We start from the raw sequence: 21,305 nt of genomic DNA on the forward strand, positions 1-21,305 counted from the left end.
ATCTACAGCGCACTGCTGCAGCCGCTGGCTTCATCCTGATCCCCCTTCTGGCGGTGGGCGCCCTACCGCTCAAAGCCTATGCCTCCGGTGGCGTCGCCCTGGAGCCCATGCTAACCCTCGGCGTGGCGGACTATCTGCTGCGCAAGCTGGAGATTCCGCTGGTTCCGATCATCCTCGGCCTATTGCTGGGGCCGGAGATGGAGAAGAACCTGCGCCACGCCATGGACATCTCCAGCGGTGACTGGACCATCCTGTGGGACAGCGGCCTGGCCATCGGCCTGTGGATATTCGCCGGGCTTGGATTGGTGCAGCCTTATATCATGGGACCTCTGATGAGACACCGGATGGCATCCGAGACGAAGGCCGTCAGCAAAGGCGATTGAGGCTTGGAATCATGCAGGAGGGCCCGGCTTAGCAGCTACATCCTAAACCGGGCCTCGTCGTGATTAGTCTTGGGCCGACGTTCCGCACCTTTATCAGCGCCCCCTGTGAGAGGAGTTAAAAGGAAAGTGGACCGCGCGGGAGACATGCCTCTAGCGCTTTTGCCTTCTCTCTCAAAACGTCGCGGTGTCGTTCAAGCGCTTCGGTAAAGCGCTCGCGAGGTCCGGATAGTGCCAGGGCGCCCAGCAACTCGCCACTAGGATGGCAAATAGCGATAGCAGCGGCCGCCACCGAAGGTTCTCGTTCTCCCATCGATACTTGGACGTCGTCGGGCTTACTATCCCCACGTAACACGCGTGCCGCAGCCCCTCGATCCAGGGGAAGACGCGCGCCTTGCTCCAGGTGATGACGAAGCTCGTGCCGCCCATTTTCCCGATATAGACACACTCGTTCATCGCCGTCCCGGATATAGAACGATGCCGTTTCACCACTGGCATCGCGCAATGCGTCGAGTATTGGGCGCACCAAGCCCTCGAGGCGCACTCCCTCTCCGGCCAGCGGCGCGAGACGTGCACAAGCGGGGCCGATACGGTAAATCCCTCGCTCATCCCTGACCACGAAGCCGAAGATCTCGAGAGACGCCATCAGGCGCAAGATGGTGCTTTTGTGATAGCCCGTCGCCTTGGACAGTTCCGTTAGTGAGAACTCACGGCGAGTTTCATCGAAGCTTTCCAGCAGAGTCAGGGCGCGTTCTACCGCCTCTACGCGTCTTGTGGCCACTGATGCCTCCATTGTGTGCGACCAAAGCATGATGTTGCGACAGGCGAAACCAGGTTGCAACACTGCAAAGAGCTAACTATTCTCTCTAGGGAAATCTGTTCTACTAGGGGCAACTCCATGTCAACGCCACTCAAGGGCTATCGAGTCCTCGATCTAACCAATGTCCTGGCAGGGCCATTCTGCTGTCACCAACTCGCCCACCTGGGCGCCGAAGTGATCAAGGTCGAACGGCCCGACGGCGGCGACCTAGCCAGGCAGCTGGGCGCTGATGCCGTACTGAATCGGGAGCACATGGGAGTGTCCTTCCTGGCACAGAACGCAGGCAAGGGGTCCGTCACCCTGGATCTGAAACAACCTGAAGACTGCGAAAAATTCATCACCCTGGTCAAGGACGCCGACGTGTTGGTGGAGAACTTTCGCCCTGGTGTAATGGCACGGCTAGGCCTCGAGTTCGACAAGCTCAAGGACGTCAACCCTCGCCTCGTCTACTGCGCCATATCCGGGTTCGGGCAGGACGGACCTCTATCTACTTTCCCTGCCTATGATCAGATCATTCAAGGCATGTCGGGGGTGATGAGCATTACGGGGGACGTTGATCATTCACCTTACCGGGTTGGCTATCCACTGGCTGATACGATTGGAGGGCTGACGGCAGCCATGGCAATCAATGCCGCCTTGGCAGAGGCCGAACGCCAAGCCAGGTTTATCGATATCTCGATGCTTGAGTCCGTGCTCGCGACCATGGGGTGGGCGGTTTCCAACTTGCTGGTTGCAGGCCGCGCTCCAACCCCGATAGGGAATGACAACGTCACTGCTAGTCCTTCGGGGACCTTTCGCACCGGCGATGGCCTGCTCAATATCGCCGCCAACAAACAGGAGCAATTCGAAGCCCTGAGTCGACTGCTCCAGCATCCTGAGTGGATCGAGGATCCGCGTTTCGCAGCGCGTCAGGCACGGCTCGAGCATCGTCAGGAGCTGAAGAACCTGATCGAAGCCGCGCTGAGCGAGAACACCACCGAACACTGGTGGCACGCCCTCGTGGATGAAGGTGTGCCAGCCGGCCCTGTCTACAGCGTAGAGGAAGCACTCAACCATCCTCAGGTCCGCGACAGGGGACTTATCGAGCGCTTCGATGAGGCCGGCATTGGCCGACCTCTCGAGATCGTGAGCGGCGGTTACCGCTTTGATGGCAAGGCCCCTCGCGTACCAACGCCTCCACCCTATCTTGGCGCCGATAACGATCGTTGGTTCGGGCCACACCACTCCAACCGCTCTGAGGAGTCAGACGCATGACCCAGGACACTCTAGATACTCAGGCCGCTAAGTGGTGGCACACCGAGATCATCGACATGACGCCAGGGGAGATCCGCTATCGCGGCTATCCCATCGAGGAGCTGATCGGTCGCATTGGTTTTGCCGAGATGGTCTGGCTGATGACCCGTGGCGAGCTGCCGACTCAACCCCAATCGACTTTGCTGGAAGCGGCGCTGATGAGCGCAGTGGATCACGGCCCTCAGGCTCCCAGCATCGCCATCGCACGCATGGCCATGACCTGTGGCAGTAGCCTCAACAACGCGATGGCCTCGGCCGTCAATGTACTCGACGATATCCATGGTGGCGCAGGCGAGCAAGCGGTAGAGCTCTACCAGTCAATCGATGAGCGCCTCACGAGCGGCATGTCCTTGGCCGAGGCCGCAAGAGCCGGGCTGTCTGTTTGGAGTGATTGCCACGGCAAAATCGTGCCAGGTTTCGGGCATCGCTTTCACCCCATCGACCCTCGAGCACCACGTCTCTTGCAGTTGATCGATGAGGCCGCCGAACGCAATGAGATCGACGGTCGCTACGCCGATATCGCTCGAGAGATCGAACGCCAACTGACAGAAGCGAAAGGGAAACCGATCCCCCTCAATATCGATGGGGCCACGGCAGCGATCTATGCCGAACTGGAATTTCCTGCACCGCTCGCCAGAGGGCTGTTCTGCCTGTCCCGTTCCGTGGGCATCCTCGCCCATGCGTGGGAACAGAAGTGTCAGGGAGGACGCAACAAAGGCCCCATGCCCAAGGGATGGCTATGGCAGTACGGCGGCCATCCTCCTCGCAGCGTCGATGACACGACTCCCGAAACGTCAGCTTAGGCCGCTGACCAACGTAGCACGCCATCCTCGAAATGGAGATGACATCATGAATAACAATTCTTTCAAACACTTGGTCGGCTTTACTGCCATCACCTCATGCCTGGCCTGTAGCAACGCCTTTGCCGAAGACCTGGTCGTCAGCGCCACCTCCCAGACCTCTGATGACTACGCGCTGGCCGTGGCCTGGTCGAACCAGCTGGCCGATGCCGAAGGTGACTTGCGTTTGACGGTGGTGGATAACGGAAGCGTCAAGGGGCTTCGGCAACTGGCAGCCTCACGCGTGGACATCGCCGTCATTGGCGCCCCTCACTATCTCGATGCGGTTGAGGGAAAGGGCAACTTCAGCGAGGACCCGGAGCGTTTTACCAGCGCCTATCAGGGCTTCAAGAGCCTATTCGCCATCAGCACCAGCGCTGGTCAGTACGTAGTACGTGCCGATGCCGGTATCGAAGGTTTCGGCAATCTAGGTGGCCATAGCATCGCCATAGGTCGGCCGGGCGGCAATGCCGGGCGTGTTTCCAGCGCCTTTCTCGAGGCCCATGACCTGAGCGCTGGGGAGGACGTGGACACCCAGTTCATTGATTACAGCGACGCCTTCAATCAGATGGCCAACAATCGCCTGGACGGCACTTTCGTGTGGGGCGGCCTGCCTCAGGCGGCCATCGACAATGCTTCACGCACCATGGATCTACAGTTCATTTCACCGGATGAAGCTCACTTGGAAGCCTTCCGAGATCACATCACGGCCGGTGAGCACTATCGTCTGAAAACGATCTCCACCGAGGAGATCGAGGAAGCCTATCAGGGGCGTGTCAGTGCGGACGGAGACATCCACTTCTGGAGCTTCCCATACATGTTCGTCGTCGATGCCGAGTTAGATGACGATACCGCCTATGAACTGACCAAATCCCTCTGGGGAAACTTGGATGAGATCAAGAAAACCAGCAGCGCCTTGAACCTATTGCGTCTGGACGAAGCGACTTCAGGTTTGACCGCCGATATGCATCCGGGGTCGGCACGCTACTTCCGCGAGATCGGTCTGATCGAATAACACTGGCCCAAGGGTCAGGAGGTTTTCATGTCGGTATCTCCTTCACACACTCCTGGGCCCGCACTGCGGGCCCTCGGTCTGACCGCCTGTGCGGCACTAACAGCTTTCATTATCTGGACAACCGTTGGTGTCCGCTATCCCGGTCAAATCATGTACGGCATCAGCCTGATGCTCGGCCTGGTGGCAACCTTCGCCCTCAAGCCCGGGCCGCTCGCGCAACGCTTTCCCGCGTCGGACCAGGCACTGTCGTGGCTGCTGATCATCCTGACATTGGCCAGTAGTGGCTACTATTTGGTTGAATATCAAGATATTGCTGCTTTTCGTGAAGGGCTTCCCAACCGACACGACATGCTGTGCTACGCAGTCGGTACGCTACTGGTCCTAGAGGGCGCTCGTCGAGTGGAAGGCTGGACTCTGGTCGCTATTACCGGTGGCGCCATCCTCTACTTACTCTATGGTCATTGGCTCCCTGGCGTCCTGGGACACCGCGAGTTCTGGCTAGATGAGGTCCTAGAGGTCAGCTACAGCTATCAGGGCATCTACGGTATCGCCTTGGCGGCGGTAGTCGATGTGGTGCTCATGTTCGTGATTCTCGGGGCCACGCTTCGGCACACTGGGGCAGGAGACTTCTTCAACTTCCTGGCCCTTCGCCTGGCAAAGGGCAAGCGCTCCGGGGCAGCCCAGGCCGCCATCATCGGTTCGGCCATGTTCGGTTCAGTCAATGGGTCGGCCCCAGCGAACGTCATGTCAACCGGTGTGCTGACTATCCCCATGATGAAACGTGCCGGCTATCAAAGCCGATTCGCCGGTGCCGTGGAGGCAGTGGCCTCCTGCTCAGGACAGTTGATGCCACCCATTATGGGAGTTGGTGCTTTCATCATGGCCGAGATCACCGGTATTCCCTATCCGAGCATCGTGCTGGCGGCGGTGATACCTGCATTTTTGTATCTGCTGGCGCTGTCCGGGGCTGTTGCCTTCGAAGCCGGGCGGCTCAACCTGAAGCCCGAGCAAAGCGGTGACGAGCCCTTCGATGCGAAGCGTCGTTCACAAGGCCTGGTGCTGGTCGCCGGTTTCACGGCCCTGATCGGACTGCTGTTGGCGGGCTATTCTCCCACCTGGTGCGGCATGAGCGCAGCCGCTGTAGTGCTCGTGGTTGCCATGCTGCTGCCTGGTACACGGCTCAGCTTGAGCGGACTGCGGGATGTGCTGGTGGATGGCGGTCGAGACGGCCTCGCGGTGCTGGTTTCCTGTGCTGCCATCGGTATCGTCATTGGCGCCGTCAGCGTAACCGGTCTCGGCGTAACGCTTAACCAAGCCATCGTCAGCCTAGGCGAAGACAATCTGGTATTGGCGCTGATTCTGGCAGCCTGCTGCTCAATCCTGCTGGGTATGGGGCTGCCGACAGCTGCCTCCTATCTGATGGTTATCTTCGTCGCCGGACCTGCGATCTTGGACCTGGGTGTCGGCTTGCTCCAAACACATCTTTTCGTTTTCTACTATGCCGTGCTCTCGGCGATTACGCCGCCGGTGGCGCTTGCCGTGTTCGCCGCAGCCGCGATCACCGGAGATCGATCGATCAGTATCGCCCTCAGCGCCCTTCGCTTGTCGGTGGTCGCCTTCCTATTGCCGTTCGCCTGGGTGTTCCATCCCGAGATCAATCTTGAGGCATTGTCAGCTAACAACCTACCCATGCTTGTCCTGACCGTTGCGATGATGGCGTTGGCCACCCTGGCGATCAGCGCCGCCAACGTTGGCTTCTTCCAGCGATCACTCAAGGGCTGGGAACGTCTCGTGCTGGCGGTGGCCGGCATTGCTGCGCTAACACAAGGGATGACAATCTCGTTGGCAGCCACCCTGATCATACTGCTGATCACCGCCAAGGTACGCCATTCGGCAATGATTGCGAAACCCGATTCGGAGGCACCATCGTGAGTCTGTACGCTCCCCCTGAAACCCGTTATTGCGAAGTGTTCAGTAAGGTACCGGAAGAGCTAAAGCTCTTCGACGCGCCTTCCGGATGGATCGATGCCAACAAGCCTGGGCAGCAGGTGCCGAGCTTTTTGGAAGGACCCGTGTTCGATGAACATGGAAACCTCTATCTCACCGATATTCCCCATGGTCGAATCCTGTGCGTGTCACCCGATGGCTGCTGGCGAGTTGTCTGCCAATATGATGGCTGGCCGAATGGCATGACCTTCGGGCCGGATGGTCGGTTGTGGATTGCCGACTACCGCCACGGCATCCTGGCGCTATCGACAGAGGGGGACTCTCCGCAGCCTATCCTCGCTCATTGCGGCAGCGAGAGCTTCAAGGGCGTCAACGACCTCTTTTTCGACCGACGCGGGCGTCTTTACTTCACCGATCAGGGACAGACGGGGCTGCAGGATCCTTCCGGTAGGGTGTACCGCTTCGAGCCCGACACAGGACGCCTGGATCGACTACTGGAGAACGGGATAAGTCCCAATGGACTGGTCTGCGATCTTGAGGAAACGTCTCTCTTTGTGGCCATGACCCGCGGCAACGGTGTCTGGCGCCTGCCGCTACGTGACGATGGTCCCATCGGCAAAGTGGGCATGTTTGTTGCGCTCGCTGGAGGAGTGTCCGGAGCCGATGGCCTGTCTCTGGATGAGGCCGGCAACCTCTTCGTCTGCGATGCGGGCAATGGCTGTGTGTGGGTATTTGACCCGCATGGAGTGCCGCTCTGGCGCCTGCAATCTCCAACCGAAGGTCGAACACTCACTAATTTGGCATTTGGTGGCACAGACAGGCGCACTTTATATATGACGGAATCAGCAACCGGTTCAGTACTAAAAATTCGGGTAGACACTCCCGGAAAAAAGAACATGTATTACTAAAACGAGTGGTTCATCGCGCTTGGCCGGGAAATGCGGCACAGATCTTCGGGAAGAAGCACCCTGTGTCGCGATACTTTTAGTCCATCTGCTTGATGACCTTGAGGGCCACTTTGTCTCGGCGCTGGTTGGCCCAGTCGCCGCAACCTCGACCCATCACCTCACATCCGTTCAAGGCTACTGAGTGGAAGAGATAGTTGATAACCTTGGTATTGGGGAATTCTCGCTCCCTCTGCCCCCTCATCACTCCCCGCCCGTTCTACGCCAATCTGCGAACATAGAAAAAGCCGCTGATTTTTCAGCGGCTTTCTCAAATTCTGTGGCGGAGGGGGAGGGATTCGAACCCTCGAAGCCTTTCGACTTACACACTTTCCAGGCGTGCTCCTTCGACCACTCGGACACCCCTCCGCATTGTCATCCCGAGAAACATGATGCCCGCGTTGCGCGGTGCTTATCCCTCAAGACGGCGCATACTTTATCGCCTTAAGTTCTCGATTGCAAGCCGTTTTTCGGCTTGCATCAGATTCGTCGCGTGGCAGTTCGGGGTCTGATGGCGAAGCGGCGCGATGGCGTCAGCGTGCTGCGATGGGAGGTTCGCTGGCCAGCACGGCGTAGTCCCCCCTCGCTTCCAGGCAAAGGGTGTCGCCGCACCACAGCTGCTGGACCAGGGCTATGCGGCCCTTGCCGCGTTCCGCCAGGCGCTGCTCCAGTGCCGCTTCGGCGCCTGTTTCTCTGCTGACCTGCCCGGCACTACCCTGCCCTGCCGCACCACTGGCATCAACGTCTGCGGAGCCGCTCGCCTCGGGTCGGCAGATCAGGCGGTAGTCGCTGGTGACCGGTGCGAGAAAGCGTTGGCTGGCCTCGGCCACCACCACGTCGCGGTTGTAGCCTCGACGACGCAGCCACAGGGTGGTCCAGCACCAGCCGAGCAAGGTGGTCTGAGCGGCCAGCGAGCCGCCGAAGCCGGTGCCCTTGTCGTTGAGGTTCGGGGTCAGGGCAAGCTCCCAACGCAGCGACTCCTTGTCGCGCGCCATGCAGGTGATACCAAGCGATCCGACCAGGGGGATCGCCTCACCCAGCCAGTCGAGAAAGGCCCCGGGGTCGTCCTCGCCTCCCTCGGGCGGCAAGACGGGCCGCGGGTGGGCCGTGCCAACGCGTCTGATCAATTCATCCATGGTTCAGTCCCAACGCTCGGCTCTCTATTAGTCCCAGCGCTCGGCTCCTTTCTAGTCCCAGCGCTCGACAAAGTCCTCACTATCGTGACAGGCGATGGGCTTGTGACGACCACCAAGTTGGCCGATGTAGATAAAGGCGACCAGTTCGTCGTCGTCGCCGAGCCTCAGGCCCTTGCGCACGGTGTCGTCGAAGGCGTACTTGCCGCTGCGCCACATGGCGCCGAGCCCCAGGGCGTGGGCGGCCAGCAGGATGCCGTGGGCAGCGCAGCCAGCGGAGATGACCTGCTCGATCTTCGGCACCTTGGGTACGTCCGGGTCCACCTTGGCGACGACGCCGATGATCATGGGTGCGCGCTTGGGCTTCATTCGAGCGCTGTTGAGGCACTCGTCTGTCGCCTTGGGGTCTTCACGAAATTCGGCCTCGGCGAACAATTCACCCAGGCGGTCGAGTCCCTCGCCGGAGAACTCGATAAACCGCCAGGGTCTGAGCTCCTTGTGGTCCGGTGCGCGCAGGGCGGCGCAGTAGATCGCCTCAAGTTGTTCGCGGCTGGGGGCCGGTCCCATCAGCTTGCCCATGGAGCTGCGCTCGTGCAGCAGTGTCATTGCATCCATCGTGTCACTCCAGAGGGTCCGAGCCCTGTCACTGTTCAGCGATCGAGAATTCTTCGCATTACCCTACCAGATCACTCGGGTATTGTCTGTGGCGCTATCGCTATCGCCCTGAGCCATTGCCACTACTGGCGCGCCAGGCGCAGCGGCGTGGGCGGTGTCTCGCCGGGAGTACCGCGCCAGGGGCTGATATCGAGACCACCGCGGCGCACGTAGCGTGCCAGCACCAAGAGCCGTTCTGGGCGAGCCTTGTCCATCAGGTCCATGAAGATATGCTCGACGCAGTGCTCGTGGAAGTCCTGGTGCTGGCGATAACCGACGATGTAGCGCAGAAGACCTTCGCGATCGAGCCGGGGACCGCGGTAGCGGATCATCACGCTGCCCCAGTCGGGCTGGCCGGTCACCGGGCAGTTGGACTTGAGCAGGTGGGACGTCAGCGTTTCCTCGACGATCTCGTCACTGACCGCAAGGTGCTCCGGGCTCGGCGTATAGTCGCTGATCTCGATGTCCTGATCGTCGATGCACTCCCCCGGCAACGGGCGCGGGTTGAGCTCGGCGTCGTCCACCGCCAGGATCTCCACGCTGAGCTCGGCACCGGCGGCCTCGCTCAGGTCGCGCTTCAGCGTTTCGATCAGTTCGTCGTGGCCAGCAAAGCGGGTCTGATTCAGGCTATTGAGGTAGAGCTTCCAGGATTTGGACTCGATCAACCGGGGCGAGCTTGCCGGCAGGCGAAAGCGTGCCACGGCGACACAGGGCTTGCCCCTGGGCGTCAGCCAGGACAGCTCGAAGGCGTGCCATTCGTCCTCGCCGACGAAGGGCAGCGCGCCTTCCTCGATCCCCAGCGGTTTGCGGTTGGCGGCGCGTTCGATGGGAAACAGAAGCTGCGCATCGTAGCGCTCGGGATAGTCCGATTCCCGCCCCAGGGGCGCATCGGTCAGGGTGACGGGGCGGTGGTGGGGATCCCGAGGGATAGTGGACATGGCAATACCTGAACAAGAGAGAGTCCGAGAGACAAACGGCTACCGGCCGCCCGAGGCGGCCGGTGCGATCAACTGCGAATGCCCTTGCCGTTTTCCAGCATCCACAGGGCAATGGCGAACAGCACCACGATAAAGCCGAAGATAGCGGCGAGCGCCCAGCCGACCGGGATGTCGGAGACGCCAAGGAAACCGTAGCGGAAGACGTTGACCATGTAGAGGATGGGGTTGAGCATCGAGGCGCCCTGCCAGAAGGCCGGTAGCAGCGAAATCGAGTAGAAGACCCCACCCAGGTAGGTCAGCGGCGTCAGCACGAAGGTCGGCACGATGGAGATATCGTCGAACTTCTTGCCGAGCAGCGCATTGATGAAGCCGCCGGTGGCGAACAGTGCCGCGGTCAGGATCACCACCCCGATGGTCAACAGCGGGTGGGCCACCTCGATGCGGGTAAAGAACAGCGACACCCCGGTGACGATGATGCCGACACCGAGCCCGCGCGCCATGCCGCCGAGGATAAAGCCCGCCAGTATCACCCAGTTGGGCATCGGCGAGACCATCATCTCCTCGACGCTGCGCTGGAACTTGTTGGAGAAGAACGACGAGGCCACGTTGGAGTAGCTGTTGGTGATCACCGACATCATGATCAGCCCCGGGACGATGAAGTCCATATAGCTGTAGCCGTCCATCTCACCGATGCGTGAGCCGATCAGGTTGCCGAAGATGATGAAGTACATCGTCATGGTGATCGACGGCGGCAACAGGGTCTGCGGCCAGATCCGGGTAAAGCGCCGGACTTCCTTGGCCACCAGGGTCCACAGGGCGATCGCGATCTGACTCGGGTTCATCCTCTCAGCTCCTTGTCGGCGTTGCCGCTTTCCACCATGGACACGAACATTTCCTCCAGCCGGTTGGCCCGGTTGCGCATCGACAGCACCCGCACGCCGTCTGCCTTGAGGGCATCGAAGACGTCGTTGAGGCACTGCCCGCGATGCACCATCACCGATAGCTGGGCGCTGTCCACCTGCTTGACCTCGAAGCCTTCGATGGCGGGGGCATGATCGATGGGTTCGGCCAGATCCAGCAGGAAGGTCTCGGTGTCGAGCTCACTCAGTAGCTCGCGTACGCTGGTGTTCCTGACGATCTCGCCGTGGTTGATGATGCCCACGTTGCGGCACAGGCTCTCCGCCTCTTCCAGATAGTGGGTGGTCAGGATGATGGTGGTGCCTTCCTCGCGGTTGATACGCCGCATGTACTCCCACATGCTGCGACGCAACTCGATATCCACCCCGGCGGTGGGCTCATCGAGGATCAACAGCTTGGGACGGTGCATCAGCGCGCGGGCGATCATGAGGCGGCGCTTCATGCCGCCGGACAGCATGCGCGCACTACCGTTGCGCTTGTCCCACAGGCTGAGGTCCCTGAGCAGACTTTCCGCCCGAGGCAGGGCTTCACGGCGAGGCATGCCGTAGTAGCCGGCCTGGGCCAGCACGATATCGATGACCCGCTCGAACTGGTTGAAGTTGAACTCCTGCGGCACCACCCCGAGATGGTACTTGGCCCGGGCAAAGTCCTCGTCGATATCGATGCCGAAGATCTTTACCTGGCCGGCGGTCTTCTGCACCAGCGAACAGACCACGCCCAGGGTGGTGGACTTGCCCGCCCCATTAGGGCCAAGCAAGGCGTAGAAGTCGCCCTGCTGGACGTCGAGGTCGATGCCCTTTAGGGCCTTGAAGCCATTGCCGTAGACCTTGGTCAGGCCTCGAATGGACAGAGCCGGTTCGGCCATGAGGGATCCTTGGTGTCAGGGTTGAAAGCTTGGGCTTTGAAGCATGAGATCGGACGCCAAGCGCTGCACGCCTTCGCTAGCTTGCCTGTCGCGGGTGACTCGACGTTGACGGTTGGCATCGGCTTGCCCAACCCGTCGCGATCGCGCCGTGCCGAGCGACGGGATTCGCTATTCGATAGAAGGCTTAGCATATGGGGTCGGTCGGGAGCATCTTCAACCGGACAAAGCGGCAAATGCGGCGTCGACGCAAGGGGCACTCGATGGTCTTACGCCGGACTCGCTTCGCGCAAGCACAAAAAAATCGCCGATCAACGCGATGATTCGCGTCGCTCAGGCGACTGTTGCTGCTTCTGGCGATGTGCTTTCCACAGGTATTTGAGACGCTTCTCGATACTGGAGCGGGAAACGAGATTCGAACTCGCGACCCCAACCTTGGCAAGGTTGTGCTCTACCACTGAGCTATTCCCGCTTGATCGATGCAGTCCGACGATGTCTTCATCGTGTCCTGCCTGCGCTGCGAAGTGGCGTCCCATAGGGGGTTCGAACCCCTGTTCCCGCCGTGAAAGGGCGGTGTCCTAGACCACTAGACGAATGGGACGCATGGAGCGGGAAACGAGATTCGAACTCGCGACCCCAACCTTGGCAAGGTTGTGCTCTACCACTGAGCTATTCCCGCAAACGCATCGCAAATTGTACCGGAAAGTGGCGTCCCATAGGGGGTTCGAACCCCTGTTCCCGCCGTGAAAGGGCGGTGTCCTGGACCACTAGACGAATGGGACGCATTGGAGCGGGAAACGAGATTCGAACTCGCGACCCCAACCTTGGCAAGGTTGTGCTCTACCACTGAGCTATTCCCGCGCTGCGCACTACTGCCGCATTCCGGCCTCGAGATTCGAGTTGGCGTCCCATAGGGGGTTCGAACCCCTGTTCCCGCCGTGAAAGGGCGGTGTCCTGGACCACTAGACGAATGGGACGCATCCGCCTCGTCTCATCTCGAGGTGGCGCGTATATTACTGAGCACCCTCAAAAGTGTCAACCCCGGCTGAAGGATTTCCTGCTCGATTCAGCGCCCTTCTCTATATAGGCTCTTTCTATACGCATTCGCTCTCCATCGACGCTTTAGCCACCCTCCCCTGCATCGTGGAACGCAGGAGTTGGTCAAACTGCAGCAAACGTCTTAGCTTGAATACCGAGGCTGCGACTTTGATGCAGTCGTGGGTGCCGCATCGACGCGAACCACGATGCGCAAGCCTCGACCGAACGTCACGGGAGACCGTCCATGCGCAAGAAGATCGAGAAGTCCGACGCCGAATGGCGAGAGCAGCTTACCCCGGAGCAGTACCACGTCACCCGCGAAAAAGGCACGGAACGTCCCTTTACCGGTGACTACCAGATCACCGAGGTGCACGGCATCTATCACTGCGTGTGCTGCAACGCCCCCTTGTTTGAAAACGAGCACAAGTTCGACGCTGGCTGCGGCTGGCCCAGCTTCGACCGCCCGCTGTCCTGCGAAAGCGTGCAGCGCCACGAGGACACCAGCCACGGCATGCACCGCATCGAGGTCACCTGCCATCGCTGCGATGCCCACCTGGGCCATGTGTTCCCCGACGGGCCGACCAGCACCGGAGAGCGCTTCTGCATCAACTCGCTGGCCATCGACTTTCATGAGGGGGAGTAGGCGTTGAGCCATCCCCTGGCCTACGCCTCAGACGTCTCTCTCCCCTTGCCCCTTTCCTTCTCGCTGCAAGCCCCTGTGCCCGCCGCCAGGTGTTTTTCGGCGGGCCTGGCGCGCTTGTCGCCCGGACCTTGCGACCTCGCCTCCCGCCGTGTGCGACCCTGCCCTCCATCATCTGCGGCCTTGTCATCCACCGCTCGCGACATTTGCCTCGCATTTCCATAAGATGGGGAGCCATTTGCGCAACACCCTTTAGAAAAGGCAGGAGAACGAGATGCTGGGCTGGTTTCCGGGACATATGAACAAGGCGCGACGCCAGATTCTCGAGGCGCTGCCGGAAATCGACGTGGTCATCGAGGTGCTGGACGCGCGCCTGCCCTATTCCAGTGCCAACCCGATGCTGGCGAGCCTGACCCGCCACAAGCCGGTACTCAAGATCCTGTCCCGAGCCGATCTGGCCGATCCTGAGGGTACCCGCGCCTGGACCGCCCACTTCGACGCCCAGCCAGACACCCGCGCCCTGGCGGTGACCACCACCAATACCCGCGAGCTCAAGCGCATTCCCAAGCTGTGCCATGAACTGGCTGGCCAGGTGCGTGCCGATCGCGACGTGCGAGTGATGGTGATGGGCATCCCCAATGTCGGCAAATCGACGCTGATCAATGGTCTGGCGGGACGCACCATCGCCAAGACCGGTAACGAACCGGCGGTGACCAAGCGCCAGCAGAAGGTACGCATCCAGGGTCGCGTGGCGCTGACCGACACCCCGGGCGTGCTGTGGCCAAAGATCGAGGATCAGGCCAGTGCCTATCGTCTGGCGGCCAGCGGCGCCATCCGCGATACCGCCATCGACTATGTCGATGTGGCCCTGATCACCGCCGCCGAGCTGGCCAAACGCTATCCAGAGGCGCTCAAGGCACGCTATAAACTCAAGGCGCTGCCGGCCTACGAGGCCAATCCCGACGCCGACAAGGTCGAGGCCGACGGAGACGCTCGCCCGGACCTGATGGCGCTGGCCGGCTTTGATGGCCACGCCATCCTCGCCGAGATCGCCGCCAAGCGCGGTGGCCTGCGCGCCGGTGGCGAGATCGACCTGCACCGCGGCAGCGAGGTGCTGTTGCACGAACTGCGTGACGGCAAGCTCGGGCGCCTGACCCTGGAGACCCCGGAGGACATCCCGGCGCCTGAGGAAGCCGCTGTCGACGCCGCAGACGATGCCTCGGAAGACGGCTCGCAGGATGTCGTAGAAGGCGCCTCGAAGGCAGCACCTCACCAGGGTGCCCAGGGCGAAGCGGCGAGCGACGACTAGGCCGCACGCCCGGCCACCGCCGCCCCGGCAACGCATCGACAGGACTCACCAATAACGACACTCCCGCCACGGCGGGCACGGACACACGGACCCAGCGAGACCCGCGCCATGGACACGCCCACCCTTTCCAAGTCTCACAAGCTCGACAACGTCTGCTACGACATCCGCGGGCCCGTGCTCGAGCACGCCAAGCGGCTGGAGGACGAAGGACAGCGCATCCTCAAGCTCAATATCGGCAACCCGGCGCCGTTCGGCTTCGAGGCGCCGGAAGAGATCCTGCAGGACGTGATGCGCAATCTGCCTACCGCCCAGGGCTACTGTGACTCCAAGGGGCTCTACTCGGCGCGCAAGGCGATCATGCAGGAATGCCAGCGCAAGGAGATCCCTGGCGTCGGCATCGAGGACATCTACATCGGCAACGGCGTCTCCGAGCTGATCGTGATGGCCATGCAGGCGCTGCTCAACGACGGCGACGAGGTGCTGATCCCGGCCCCCGACTACCCGCTGTGGACCGCTGCGGTGAACCTGTCCGGTGGGCGTGGCGTACACTATCTGTGCGACGAACAGGCCGATTGGGCGCCAGCGATGGACGATATCCGCGCCAAGGTAACCAGCCACACCCGCGCCATCGTCATCATCAACCCCAACAACCCCACCGGGGCGGTCTATCCCCCCGAGGTGCTGCGCGAGCTGCTCGACATCGCCCGTGAGCACAACCTGGTGGTGTTCTCCGACGAGATCTACGACAAGATCCTCTACGACGACACCGTGCACGTGGCCACCGGGGCACTGGCCAGCGAAGACCAGCTGGTGGTGACCATGAACGGTCTGTCCAAGAGCTACCGCTGCGCCGGCTTTCGCAGCGGCTGGATGACCCTGTCCGGGGCGGTGGCACGCCAGCGCGCCAACGACTTTATCCAGGGCCTGACCATGCTGGCCTCGATGCGCCTGTGCGCCAATGTGCCCGCCCAGCACGCCATCCAGACCGCACTGGGGGGCTACCAGTCGATCAACGACCTGATCCTGCCCGGCGGGCGCCTGCTGGCCCAGCGCGACATCACGGTGGAAAAGCTCAACGCCATCCCAGGGGTCAGCTGCACCACGCCCAAGGGCGCGCTCTACGCCTTTCCGCGCCTGGACCCCAAGGTCTTCAATATCCAGGACGACCAGCAACTGGTGCTGGACCTGCTGCTGCAGGAGAAGATCCTGCTGGTCCAGGGTACCGCCTTCAACTGGCCCGACCCGGACCACGTGCGCATCGTCACGTTGCCCTGGGCCGATCAGCTCGGCGACGCCCTGGATCGCTTCGCCCGCTTCCTCTCGCGCTATCGCCAGTAAGCGGTCACGCCGACGTCATCGCCGGGTGCCAGCATCGAATCCGCTATCTCGACGCTGGCACGGCGATAGCGTCATCCGCGCCCGGGCGCTTGAAACTTGTCGCTCCAGGGCTTATCTAAGCATCTGATTCCTCCCGTCGAGCCAATTGGCTCGGCAGGTTTCCTTCCTTACGGAGAATGTCGGCAATGATGAGAATCCTGCTCTTCCTGGGCACCAACCTGGCGGTGATCCTGGTGGCGAGTATCACCCTGCGCCTGCTCGGCGTGGAGCCCTACCTCAACGCCCAGGGCATCAACTTCAACAGCCTGCTGATCTTCTGCTTCGTGTTCGGCATGGCGGGTTCCATGGTGTCGCTGTTCATCTCCAAGTGGATGGCCAAGCGCTCCACCGGCACGGTGATCATCGAAAATCCCTCCAACGCCACCGAGCAGTGGCTGGTCGACACCGTCGCCGAGCTGGCCCGCGAGGCCAACATCAAGACTCCGGAGGTCGGCATCTTCCCGGCCCAGCAGTCCAACGCCTTTGCCACCGGCTGGAACAAGAACGATGCCCTGGTCGCGGTGTCCGCCGGCCTGCTCAATCGCATGCAGCCCGAAGAAATCAAGGCGGTGCTGGCCCACGAGATCGGCCACGTCGCCAACGGCGACATGGTCACGCTTGCCCTGATTCAGGGCGTGCTCAACACCTTCGTGATGTTCTTCGCCCGGGTGGTCGCCCAGGTGGTCGACAGCTTCCTGCGGCGTGACGACAACGAGGGCCTCGGCTTCTTCGGCTACATCGCCGTGGTCATGGTCGCCGAGATCGTGTTTGGCATCCTGGCCTCGATGATCGCCGCCTGGTTCTCGCGCTTCCGCGAGTACCGCGCCGACGCCGCCGGGGCCAAGCTCGCCGGTTCCGGCGCCATGATCAATGCCCTGGCTCGACTCAAGGCCGAGACCCAGATGCCCGACCAGATGCCGGACACCCTGACCGCCTTCGCCATCACCACCGGCCAGACCCGCAAGCTGATGGAAAAGCTGTTTGCCAGCCACCCGCCGCTGGATGATCGCATCCGCGCGCTGAAGGAAGCCGCCTACCGCCAGTAAGCGCACACTTGATGCGCTCGCAACGCCCCCGCCCGGCCCTGCCTGGTGGGGGCGTTGTCGTTGGAGCCGGCTTTCACTTACTCCTCTCGGCACACCCAGGGTCGCTTCGCCATTTGCGCGTACGCCTCGTCACGACAATAGTTAAGCAGCGTACAACGAGGTGTTCTGGCCGCACGGCCAGCGGCCTGCAACGATCTACCGAAAACACGAGGGTATGCCATGTCAGTCTCCTACTCCCTGCGCGGGGCAATCGCAGGCTCGGCGCTAGGGCTCGCTCTGGGTCTCGTCTCGACCTCGGCGCTGGCCGACAGTCAGGCGATCCTGGAAGGTGAACGCTTCCATCCTGAGGTCAGCACCCGCGGCATGGTCGCCACCAGCCACTTCCTGGCCTCCGAGGTGGCCCGAGAGGTGCTGGCCAACGGCGGCAATGCCGTGGACGCCGCCGTCACCGCAGGCTTTGCGCTGGCGGTCACCCAGCCGCGTTCGGGCAATATCGGCGGCGGCGGCTTCATGCTGATCTCCGACGAGAACAGCGATGAAGTCATCGCCATCGACTACCGCGAGAAGGCCCCAAAGGCGGCCTACGAGACCATGTTCCAGGACGACAACGGCGACGCTGTGGCCGAGTTGTCCCGCTACACCCACAACGCCGCCGGCGTACCCGGCACCGTGGCAGGGCTGGCACTGGCGCTGGAGCGCTACGGCACCATGAGCCTGGCCGCGACCCTGGCCCCGGCCATCAAGCTTGCCGAAGAGGGCTTCGCCGTGCCCCAGCGCTTCGTCGACGGCATCGACAGCGCCAGCGAACGCTTCGAGCCCTGGGAGGCCAGCCGCGCCAAGTTCTTCAAGGAGGATGGCTCGCGCTACCAGGTCGGCGACATCTACCGCCAGCCGGACCTGGCCGCCACCTTGAAGCGCATCGCCGAAAAGGGCCCCCGTGAGTTCTACGAGGGCGAGACCGCCGAGCTGATCGCCGCCGAGATGGAGCGTCACGACGGCCTGATGACACTGGAGGATCTGGCCAGCTACGAGGCCACCGTGCGCGAACCGGTGCATGGCAGCTACCGTGGCCACGACGTCTACGCGATGAGCCCGCCGTCCTCCGGTGGCGCCCATATCGTGCAGATCCTCAACATCCTCGAGGACGACGATATCGGTGAGCTGGGCTTCAACTCGGCCCGCACCATCCACCTGATGGCAGAGGCAATGAAGCGGGCCTACGCCGATCGCTCCCAGTATCTGGGTGACACCGACTTCGTCGAGGTGCCCCTGGCCGGGCTGACCTCCGAGGAGTACGCCGCCGAGCTACGCAGCGATATCGCCGCCGACCAGGCCACCCCAAGTGCCGATATCGCGCCAGGCAACCCGCTGCCCTACGAGTCCAACGAAACCACTCACTTCTCGATCGCCGACGGCAACGGCCTGGCGGTGTCCAACACCTACACCATCAACTTCAGCTATGGTTCGGGCATCGTGGTCGACGGCGCCGGCTTCCTGCTCAACAACGAGATGGACGACTTCTCGGCCAAGCCGGGGGTACCCAACGCCTACGGCCTGATCGGCGGCGAAGCCAACAAGATCGAGCCGGAGAAGCGCATGCTGTCGTCGATGACGCCGACCATCGTCAAGCGCGACGGCAAGAACTACCTTATCACCGGCAGCCCCGGTGGCTCGCGCATCATCACCACCACCCTGCAGGTGCTGATGAACGTGATCGACCACGACATGAACATCCAGGCAGCGGTCAGCATGCCGCGCATCCACCATCAGTGGCTGCCCGACGAAATCCGCATCGAACAGGGCGTCAGCCCCGACACCCTGGACCTGCTGGAGAGCATGGGCCACACCGTCAGCCAGCAGGAGGCCATGGGTGCCGCCCAGTCGATCCTGATCGAGGACGGCGTCTTCTACGGCGGTGCCGATCCGCGCCGTTCCACCTCCTCGGCCATGGGGCTGTAACCTGCTGACGTGCAGGCAACGCCAAGACTTGGCCGCGACACGCGATGGAAGTCGCGGTAGAGGATGTCCGCCACAACAGAAAAGGGCCCGGCGCATGGCGTCGGGCCCTTGGGGTGTCCATGTAGCTGGTCGGGAAAGACCACTTGGACGGCGGTGCCGTCTGTGTCAGCGGCAATCCACTTGAAAGCCGGCCCCGGACAGCAGGGGCGCCAGCTCCTGCGCCTGGCCGACAAGCTCCAGCGTCAGGGTCGAAAACTCACGACGCAGCGGATAGCTCGCCCGACACTGATCAAAGCCCTTGCCCGAGTCATCGACGGCCATGGCACGCAGCAGTCGGTCATGATCGCGCCGCGGGTCATACACTGCCCGCATGCACAGCGCCAGTGCCTCCTCCGGCGACAAGCCGCCATCGAGCACCAGGCGTGACAGCGCGGGAGCGGGCAACAGCTCCGCGAGGGAAACCCTTTCCCCCAGCCCCAGATGGGCCACCAGCCCCTGATGGATCTGATGGGTACCGCGCAGCTTGCCATCCAGGCTATGCCCCGCGATATGGGGCGTGGCCAGGGCGACCTGGTGCGCCAGTACCTGGTCGATGGAGGGCTCTTCCTCCCACACGTCGAGCAGTGCGGTGAGGTCATCACCGCGAGCCAGGCGTCGGCTCAGCGCCTGGCCGTCGACGCAGTCGCCACGTCCAGCATTGAGCAGCAGCGTACCGGGCGCCAGCGACTCGATGCGCCGGGCGTCGAGCAGGTGGAGAGTAGCGTGGCGTCCCTCGCGCACCAGCGGGGTATGCAGGCACAGCACGTCGCAGCTGTCGATCAGGGCGTCCAGCTCGACAAAGTCCTGGCCGTTCTCGCGACCGGCTCTGCTGCTGGCTTCCCTCTCGGCCCGGGGCGGGTCGCACAGCCGGTGCTCGATGCCCATGGCGGCCAGACGGGCCGCCAGCCGGCCGCCTACATTGCCGACGCCGACGATACCCACGCGACGCTCGAGCAGCGACTGACCACGACGCTCGCAGGCCAGCATCAACGCCGACAGCACGTAGTCCACCACCGGCTCGGCATTGCAGCCAGGGGCGCTGGCGAAGGTGATGGCATGGCGCGCCAGGGCGGCCTGGTCGACGTGGTCGGTGCCAATGGTGCAACTGCCGACAAAAGACAGCGGCGAGCCCTTGGCTTTGGTGGCCTCGATCAAATCGGCGTCGAGACGCGTGATCGAGCGAATCACCAGGGCATCCACATCGGCCAGGCTGTCGGCGTCGATCTCGCGCCCCGGCCGACGGCTGACCTGGCCAAGCGGCGCAAAGCAGGCATCGGCGGCGGGCACGTTGGCATCGACAAGAATCTTCATGGGGCTCCCCGGGTCGCAGGTATCGGGCTCCCGGTCATGCAACCGGGCTATTTGTGGATTAGCCTCAAGGGCTTACAATGCCCATGATAACCATAATGGAAACACTGCAAAGGCTTTATCAGCGTTTCCAGACACGGAGCCGGCGCCCGCCCTCCGTAGCCACCAAGTGATATGACGGGAGTCGCCGTGATCGTCCGCTGGGAAACCGACCATGACTATGTCCTCGTGCACGTGCACCAGGACATGTTCGGCGACTGGATCTTCAGCCGTGCCTGGGGCCAGATCGGTACCCAGTTCGGCGGGCTCAAGCATCAGCTGGCCGATGACTACGGTCAGGCCATGATGTGGCTGGAAGACGAGAAGACCATCCTCGGATCGCGAGGTTTCACCAAGGTCCTGGAAGCCGACGACCATAGCCCGGAAGGCCGTGAAGCCATGGGGCAACTGTCACTGCTGGACGAGCACTGAGCATGGCGGGCACCTCCCCTGCCAGCCTGGCCCCCCGACTGCGTGCCCTGCTGGAGAGCCTGCCCGACAGCGCCCTGCCGATCACCTACCAGCAGGCCGCCGAGGCCCTCGGACTCACCCCGCCACGCACCATCCGCCGGGTGGCCGAAGCCCTGGAAATCACCATGCGCGAGGATGTCGCGGCCGAACGACCGCTGATCGCCGCCCTGGTGGTCAGCCGCCAGGCACCGCAACTGCCGGGCCCTGGCTTCTTCGAACTGGCGGTGGCACTTGGGCGTCTTGACGAGGAGCCGACCTCACATCTCGAGGCCTACCAGCGAGAGCTGGCCGCTGCCCTGGCGACCCGCCGCTAACGCGGTGGCCGCCATGGCGACG

Annotated in this window: 19 protein-coding genes, 7 tRNA genes and 1 pseudogene; 13 read left to right on the top strand and 14 right to left on the bottom strand. The window is 62.3% G+C overall.

The genetic code is table 11. The annotated features are described in order from the left end of the window. Positions 1–113: 113 nt before the first annotated feature. Positions 114–383 (top strand): annotated as a pseudogene (locus NFI08_RS11135) (tripartite tricarboxylate transporter permease); the annotation flags it as partial. A gap of 115 nt (positions 384–498) precedes the next feature. Here NFI08_RS11135 and NFI08_RS11140 read toward each other — a convergent pair. Continuing rightward, on the bottom strand, positions 499–1,161 hold the full coding sequence (locus tag NFI08_RS11140) for an IclR family transcriptional regulator (RefSeq protein ID WP_286984826.1): 663 nt from the start codon (positions 1,159–1,161) through the stop codon (positions 499–501). A gap of 117 nt (positions 1,162–1,278) precedes the next feature. Between NFI08_RS11140 and NFI08_RS11145 the strand changes: the two genes are divergently transcribed. Genes NFI08_RS11145 through NFI08_RS11165 form a run of 5 tightly spaced genes read left to right on the top strand, consistent with a single transcriptional unit; the run spans position 1,279 to position 7,202 of the window. After that, the gene (locus NFI08_RS11145; RefSeq protein WP_349589383.1) at positions 1,279–2,454 is read left to right on the top strand and encodes a CaiB/BaiF CoA transferase family protein; all 1,176 of its coding nucleotides are present in this window, start codon (positions 1,279–1,281) and stop codon (positions 2,452–2,454) included. Continuing rightward, positions 2,451–3,296, top strand: a complete 846-nt coding sequence (locus NFI08_RS11150) for a citryl-CoA lyase (RefSeq protein WP_349589386.1) — start codon at positions 2,451–2,453, stop codon at positions 3,294–3,296. Before NFI08_RS11145 ends, NFI08_RS11150 begins: the two co-directional genes overlap by 4 nt. A gap of 46 nt (positions 3,297–3,342) precedes the next feature. Then, entirely contained in the window at positions 3,343–4,347 is a 1,005-nt protein-coding gene (locus NFI08_RS11155) for a TAXI family TRAP transporter solute-binding subunit (protein WP_349589387.1), read from the top strand. Between the two features lie 27 nt (positions 4,348–4,374). After that, on the top strand, positions 4,375–6,279 hold the full coding sequence (locus NFI08_RS11160) for a TRAP transporter permease (protein ID WP_349589389.1): 1,905 nt from the start codon (positions 4,375–4,377) through the stop codon (positions 6,277–6,279). Then, the gene (locus NFI08_RS11165) at positions 6,276–7,202 is read left to right on the top strand and encodes an SMP-30/gluconolactonase/LRE family protein (protein ID WP_349589391.1); all 927 of its coding nucleotides are present in this window, start codon (positions 6,276–6,278) and stop codon (positions 7,200–7,202) included. Before NFI08_RS11160 ends, NFI08_RS11165 begins: the two co-directional genes overlap by 4 nt. A 317-nt stretch (positions 7,203–7,519) precedes the next feature. Here NFI08_RS11165 and NFI08_RS11170 read toward each other — a convergent pair. From NFI08_RS11170 to NFI08_RS11225, 12 genes are all read right to left on the bottom strand, one after another. Continuing rightward, positions 7,520–7,607, bottom strand: a tRNA-Ser gene (locus NFI08_RS11170). A gap of 164 nt (positions 7,608–7,771) precedes the next feature. Further along, the gene (locus NFI08_RS11175) at positions 7,772–8,374 is read right to left on the bottom strand and encodes a YiiD C-terminal domain-containing protein (protein WP_349589392.1); all 603 of its coding nucleotides are present in this window, start codon (positions 8,372–8,374) and stop codon (positions 7,772–7,774) included. 51 nt (positions 8,375–8,425) lie between these two features. Beyond that, positions 8,426–8,986 carry a nitroreductase family protein gene (locus NFI08_RS11180; protein WP_045993706.1) on the bottom strand — a complete coding sequence of 187 codons (561 nt, stop codon included), beginning with the start codon at positions 8,984–8,986 and terminating at the stop codon, positions 8,426–8,428. A gap of 122 nt (positions 8,987–9,108) precedes the next feature. Beyond that, on the bottom strand, positions 9,109–9,963 hold the full coding sequence (queF, locus tag NFI08_RS11185; RefSeq protein ID WP_349589396.1) for an NADPH-dependent 7-cyano-7-deazaguanine reductase QueF: 855 nt from the start codon (positions 9,961–9,963) through the stop codon (positions 9,109–9,111). Positions 9,964–10,031: 68 nt separating this feature from the next. Then, on the bottom strand, positions 10,032–10,805 hold the full coding sequence (locus NFI08_RS11190; protein WP_045993708.1) for an ABC transporter permease: 774 nt from the start codon (positions 10,803–10,805) through the stop codon (positions 10,032–10,034). Continuing rightward, positions 10,802–11,746, bottom strand: coding sequence for an ABC transporter ATP-binding protein (locus NFI08_RS11195; protein ID WP_124802432.1), 945 nt, complete (start codon positions 11,744–11,746; stop codon positions 10,802–10,804). The genes NFI08_RS11190 and NFI08_RS11195 overlap by 4 nt, the downstream gene beginning before the upstream one ends. A 394-nt stretch (positions 11,747–12,140) precedes the next feature. Further along, positions 12,141–12,215, bottom strand: a tRNA-Gly gene (locus tag NFI08_RS11200). Positions 12,216–12,268: 53 nt separating this feature from the next. Then, positions 12,269–12,344: transfer RNA gene (locus NFI08_RS11205), tRNA-Glu, on the bottom strand. Between the two features lie 3 nt (positions 12,345–12,347). Next, positions 12,348–12,422 (bottom strand) — tRNA-Gly (locus NFI08_RS11210). Between the two features lie 27 nt (positions 12,423–12,449). Next, positions 12,450–12,525 (bottom strand) — tRNA-Glu (locus NFI08_RS11215). Positions 12,526–12,529: 4 nt separating this feature from the next. After that, positions 12,530–12,604: transfer RNA gene (locus tag NFI08_RS11220), tRNA-Gly, on the bottom strand. A 40-nt stretch (positions 12,605–12,644) separates the two neighbouring features. Then, positions 12,645–12,720 (bottom strand) — tRNA-Glu (locus NFI08_RS11225). A gap of 305 nt (positions 12,721–13,025) precedes the next feature. Between NFI08_RS11225 and msrB the strand changes: the two genes are divergently transcribed. The 5 genes from msrB to ggt all read left to right on the top strand — a co-directional run bounded on the left by msrB (position 13,026) and on the right by ggt (position 19,112). Further along, positions 13,026–13,424 carry a peptide-methionine (R)-S-oxide reductase MsrB gene (msrB, locus tag NFI08_RS11230; protein WP_045994885.1) on the top strand — a complete coding sequence of 133 codons (399 nt, stop codon included), beginning with the start codon at positions 13,026–13,028 and terminating at the stop codon, positions 13,422–13,424. 271 nt (positions 13,425–13,695) lie between these two features. After that, positions 13,696–14,730, top strand: a complete 1,035-nt coding sequence (gene ylqF, locus NFI08_RS11235) for a ribosome biogenesis GTPase YlqF (RefSeq protein WP_349589401.1) — start codon at positions 13,696–13,698, stop codon at positions 14,728–14,730. Between the two features lie 108 nt (positions 14,731–14,838). Beyond that, positions 14,839–16,068: a pyridoxal phosphate-dependent aminotransferase gene (locus NFI08_RS11240; RefSeq protein ID WP_045994887.1), complete on the top strand. Its 1,230-nt coding sequence runs from the start codon at positions 14,839–14,841 to the stop codon at positions 16,066–16,068. A 185-nt stretch (positions 16,069–16,253) separates the two neighbouring features. Further along, positions 16,254–17,153, top strand: coding sequence for a protease HtpX (gene htpX, locus NFI08_RS11245; RefSeq protein WP_045994888.1), 900 nt, complete (start codon positions 16,254–16,256; stop codon positions 17,151–17,153). Positions 17,154–17,372: 219 nt separating this feature from the next. Next, positions 17,373–19,112 carry a gamma-glutamyltransferase gene (ggt, locus tag NFI08_RS11250; protein ID WP_349589405.1) on the top strand — a complete coding sequence of 580 codons (1,740 nt, stop codon included), beginning with the start codon at positions 17,373–17,375 and terminating at the stop codon, positions 19,110–19,112. Positions 19,113–19,277: 165 nt separating this feature from the next. On the opposite strand, the gene pdxB is transcribed toward ggt, so the two are convergent. Continuing rightward, entirely contained in the window at positions 19,278–20,462 is a 1,185-nt protein-coding gene (pdxB, locus tag NFI08_RS11255; protein ID WP_349589408.1) for a 4-phosphoerythronate dehydrogenase PdxB, read from the bottom strand. Between the two features lie 186 nt (positions 20,463–20,648). Between pdxB and NFI08_RS11260 the strand changes: the two genes are divergently transcribed. After that, entirely contained in the window at positions 20,649–20,930 is a 282-nt protein-coding gene (locus tag NFI08_RS11260; protein WP_045994908.1) for a hypothetical protein, read from the top strand. Between the two features lie 2 nt (positions 20,931–20,932). Next, entirely contained in the window at positions 20,933–21,283 is a 351-nt protein-coding gene (locus NFI08_RS11265; RefSeq protein WP_349589412.1) for a hypothetical protein, read from the top strand. The last annotated feature ends 22 nt before the right edge of the window (positions 21,284–21,305 follow it).

It is taken from the genome of Halomonas sp. EF61 (genome assembly GCF_040147045.1).
GTDB classification, from domain to species: Bacteria; Pseudomonadota; Gammaproteobacteria; order Pseudomonadales; family Halomonadaceae; genus Halomonas; species Halomonas litopenaei.

What these genes read in the sequence shown, in the direction of transcription:
- NFI08_RS11145 (WP_349589383.1), top strand. Translation starts at nt 1,279, where the DNA reads ATGTCAACGCCACTCAAGGGCTATCGAGTCCTCGATCTAACCAATGTC.
- NFI08_RS11150 (WP_349589386.1), top strand. Translation starts at nt 2,451, where the DNA reads ATGACCCAGGACACTCTAGATACTCAGGCCGCTAAGTGGTGGCACACC.
- NFI08_RS11155 (WP_349589387.1), top strand. Translation starts at nt 3,343, where the DNA reads ATGAATAACAATTCTTTCAAACACTTGGTCGGCTTTACTGCCATCACC.
- NFI08_RS11160 (WP_349589389.1), top strand. Translation starts at nt 4,375, where the DNA reads ATGTCGGTATCTCCTTCACACACTCCTGGGCCCGCACTGCGGGCCCTC.
- NFI08_RS11175 (WP_349589392.1), bottom strand. Translation starts at nt 8,374, where the DNA reads ATGGATGAATTGATCAGACGCGTTGGCACGGCCCACCCGCGGCCCGTC.
- NFI08_RS11180 (WP_045993706.1), bottom strand. Translation starts at nt 8,986, where the DNA reads ATGGATGCAATGACACTGCTGCACGAGCGCAGCTCCATGGGCAAGCTG.
- queF (WP_349589396.1), bottom strand. Translation starts at nt 9,963, where the DNA reads ATGTCCACTATCCCTCGGGATCCCCACCACCGCCCCGTCACCCTGACC.
- NFI08_RS11190 (WP_045993708.1), bottom strand. Translation starts at nt 10,805, where the DNA reads ATGAACCCGAGTCAGATCGCGATCGCCCTGTGGACCCTGGTGGCCAAG.
- NFI08_RS11195 (WP_124802432.1), bottom strand. Translation starts at nt 11,746, where the DNA reads ATGGCCGAACCGGCTCTGTCCATTCGAGGCCTGACCAAGGTCTACGGC.
- msrB (WP_045994885.1), top strand. Translation starts at nt 13,026, where the DNA reads ATGCGCAAGAAGATCGAGAAGTCCGACGCCGAATGGCGAGAGCAGCTT.
- ylqF (WP_349589401.1), top strand. Translation starts at nt 13,696, where the DNA reads ATGCTGGGCTGGTTTCCGGGACATATGAACAAGGCGCGACGCCAGATT.
- NFI08_RS11240 (WP_045994887.1), top strand. Translation starts at nt 14,839, where the DNA reads ATGGACACGCCCACCCTTTCCAAGTCTCACAAGCTCGACAACGTCTGC.
- htpX (WP_045994888.1), top strand. Translation starts at nt 16,254, where the DNA reads ATGATGAGAATCCTGCTCTTCCTGGGCACCAACCTGGCGGTGATCCTG.
- ggt (WP_349589405.1), top strand. Translation starts at nt 17,373, where the DNA reads ATGTCAGTCTCCTACTCCCTGCGCGGGGCAATCGCAGGCTCGGCGCTA.
- pdxB (WP_349589408.1), bottom strand. Translation starts at nt 20,462, where the DNA reads ATGAAGATTCTTGTCGATGCCAACGTGCCCGCCGCCGATGCCTGCTTT.
- NFI08_RS11265 (WP_349589412.1), top strand. Translation starts at nt 20,933, where the DNA reads ATGGCGGGCACCTCCCCTGCCAGCCTGGCCCCCCGACTGCGTGCCCTG.